Below are 3,090 nucleotides of genomic sequence, written 5' to 3' on the forward strand. Positions count from 1 at the left end.
CACCCCCGAGCAGCTCTGGCAGCTCGTGCTCGACGGCCGCGACGCCATCGGCGCGTTCCCCGCCGACCGCGGCTGGGACACCGCGCGGCTGTTCGCGGGCGAGGGCCCCGGCACCAGCGCCACGCGCGAAGGCGGCTTCCTCTACGACGCCGCCGACTTCGACGCGGCGTTCTTCGGCGTCTCCCCGCGCGAGGCCCTGGCCACCGACCCGCAGCAGCGGTTGCTGCTGGAGGTCGCCTGGGAGGCCCTGGAGCGCGCCGGGCTGGAGCCCTCCGGGCTGCGCGGCAGCCGCACCGGGGTGTTCGCCGGGCTCATGGGTCAGGACTACACCGCCCGCCTGCTCGGCAGCCCCGACACCCTCGCCGAGGTGGAGGGCCACCTCGGGGCGAGCGCGGGCAGCGTCGCCTCCGGCCGGGTCAACTACGTCTTCGGCTTCGAGGGCCCCGCCGTCACCGTCGACACCGCCTGCTCCTCCTCCCTGGTGGCCCTGCACCTGGCGGCGAGGGCGCTGCGCGGCGGCGAGTGCGACTTGGCGCTGGCGGGCGGCGCGACCGTGCTGTCCACCCCGGGGCTGTTCATCGACTTCACCCGGCAGGGCGGCCTGGCCCCCGACGGCCGGGCCAAGGCCTTCTCCGCGGCCGCCGACGGCACCGGCTTCGGTGAGGGCGCGGGCGTGCTGCTGCTCGAACGCCTCTCCGACGCGCGGGCCAACGGCCACCCCGTGCTGGCGGTGCTGCGCGGCTCGGCGGTCAACTCCGATGGCGCGTCCAACGGCATGACCGCCCCCAACGGGCCCTCGCAGCAGCGGGTCATCCGCGCCGCCCTCGCCGACGCCCGCCTGGAGCCCGCCGACGTCGACATCATCGAGGCGCACGGCACCGGCACCGCCCTCGGTGACCCCATCGAGGCCCAAGCGCTGCTGGCCACCTACGGCCAGGACCGCGCCGAACCCGCCTGGCTCGGGTCGGTCAAGTCGAACATCGGCCACACCCAGGCCGCGGCGGGCGTCGCCGGGGTGATCAAGTCGGTGTTCGCGCTGCGCCACGGCGTGCTCCCGCCGACGCTGCACGCCGCGGAGCCGACCCCGCACGTCGACTGGGACAGCGGGCGGGTCCGCCTGCTCACCGAGGCCCGCGAGTGGGCGGCCGACCGGCCGCGGCGCGCGGCGGTGTCCTCGTTCGGCATCAGCGGCACCAATGCCCACGTCGTCCTGGAGCAGGCCGAGCAGGTCCCGGATGAGCAGCCCCGGGGCGAGCCCGCCGCGCTCGCGGGGCCCGTGGCGCTGCCGCTGAGCGCGGCAGGCCCGGCCGCGCTGCGCGCCCAGGCCGCCCAGCTCGCCGCGCACCTGCGTGCTGAACCCACCGCCGACCTGGCCGACGTCGCCTGGACCCTGGCCACCACCCGCGCCCGCCTCGACCACCGGGCGGTCCCCGTCGTCGCGGACCGGGACGAGGCCCTGACCGCGCTGGACGAGATCGCGCAGTCCGCCGGAACCGCCACCGGCACCGGCGGCGCGGTGTTCCTGTTCACCGGGCAGGGCAGCCAGCGCGCGGGCGCGGGTCGCCACCTGCACGCGACCCTGCCCGTCTTCGCCGCCGCCTACGACGAGGTGTGCGCCCGGTTCGACCTGCCCCTGCGCGAGGTCGCCCTGGGCGATGACCCCGAGGGGCTGCTGGACGGCACGGGATACGCGCAGCCCGCCCTGTTCGCCCTGGGGGTCGCGCTCGCCCGCCAGCTCCAGCACTGGGGCGTGCGGCCCGCCGCCCTGCTCGGCCACTCCATCGGGGAACTGGCCGCCGCCCACGTCGCCGGGGTGTTCGACCTCGACGACGCCTGCCGCTTGGTCGCCGCCCGCGCCCGGCTCATGGCCGCGCTGCCGGTGGGCGGCGCGATGCTCGCCGTCGAGGCCACCGAGGAGCGGGTGCGGGCCGCGCTCGTGCCGGGGGCGGACATCGCCGCGGTCAACGGCCCCACCGCCGTGGTCGTCTCCGGCGACGAGGACGCCGTGCTGGCGGTCGGCGCCGCCCTCGACGGCTGCCGCACCAAGCGGCTCACGGTCAGCCACGCCTTCCACTCCGCGCACGTGGACCCGGTGCTCGACGAGTTCCGCGCGGTCGCGCAGACCGTGTCCTACCAGCCGCCGCGCGTGCTGCTGGTGTCGAACCTGACCGGTGGCTTCGCGGACGAGTCCATCGCCACCGCCGACTACTGGGTGCGCCACGTGCGCGAGGCGGTTCGGTTCGGCGACGGCGCCGCCGCGCTCGCCGGGCGCGGCCTGACCCGGTTCGTCGAGCTGGGTCCGGACGGCGTGCTGCTCGGCGCGATCCCCGACCCCGCCGTGGCCGCCGCGACCCTGCGCCGCGACCGCGACGAGGTCACGACCCTGCTCACCGCCGTGGCCGACCTGAGCGCGCACGGCGGCGACGTCGACTGGGCCGCGGTTCTCGGGTCGGGCGAGCTCACCGCGTTGCCGACCTACCCGTTCCAGCGCGAGCGCTTCTGGCCCAGCGAGCCCACCGCCGCCACAGCCGTCAAGTCGCCTGTGGACGGTCTGCTCTACCAGGCGGGCTGGACCCCGGTCACCACGACCACCCCGGTCGACCTCGCGGAGTGGTCCGTCGTCCTGCCCGCCGACCCCGCGCCGTGGCAGTCCACCGTCCACACCGAACTCACCGCGCGCGGCGCAGGCTCGGGGGAGGGTGTCCTCGCCCCGGTGGCCGACGCCGCCCAACTGCTCGACGTGCTGCACCGGACGCCGGAGGGCGTGCGGGTCTGGGCGCTGACCCGGCAGGCCGTGCCCGCGAGCGGCACCACCCCCGACGCCACGGCCGCGTCCGCCTGGGGCCTGGGCCGGGTCGCCGCGCTGGAGGCCCCCGACCGCTGGGCCGGGCTGCTCGACCTGCCCGCCGAGCCGGACTGGGACGCCGTGACCGCCGCGCTCGCGGCCGGTGAGGCCGAGGTCGCCGTCCGGCCCGGGGGCGTGTTCGCCCGCAGGCTGCGCCGCGTGGCCGCGCCCGCCGAGGCGTGGACCCCGCGCGGCACCGTGCTCGTCACCGGCGCCACCGGCGCCCTGGGCCGCGAGGTCGCCCG

General features: G+C 77.6%; 1 protein-coding gene. It reads left to right on the forward strand.

Translation table 11 applies throughout. From position 1 onward, the window contains the following. Nucleotides 1-3,090, forward strand: a 3,090-nt coding sequence (locus L6E12_RS33410; RefSeq protein ID WP_236231916.1) for a type I polyketide synthase, incomplete at both ends; no start/stop codon positions are given.

Source organism: Actinokineospora sp. PR83 (assembly GCF_021056305.1).
GTDB lineage: Bacteria > Actinomycetota > Actinomycetes > Mycobacteriales > Pseudonocardiaceae > Actinokineospora > Actinokineospora spheciospongiae.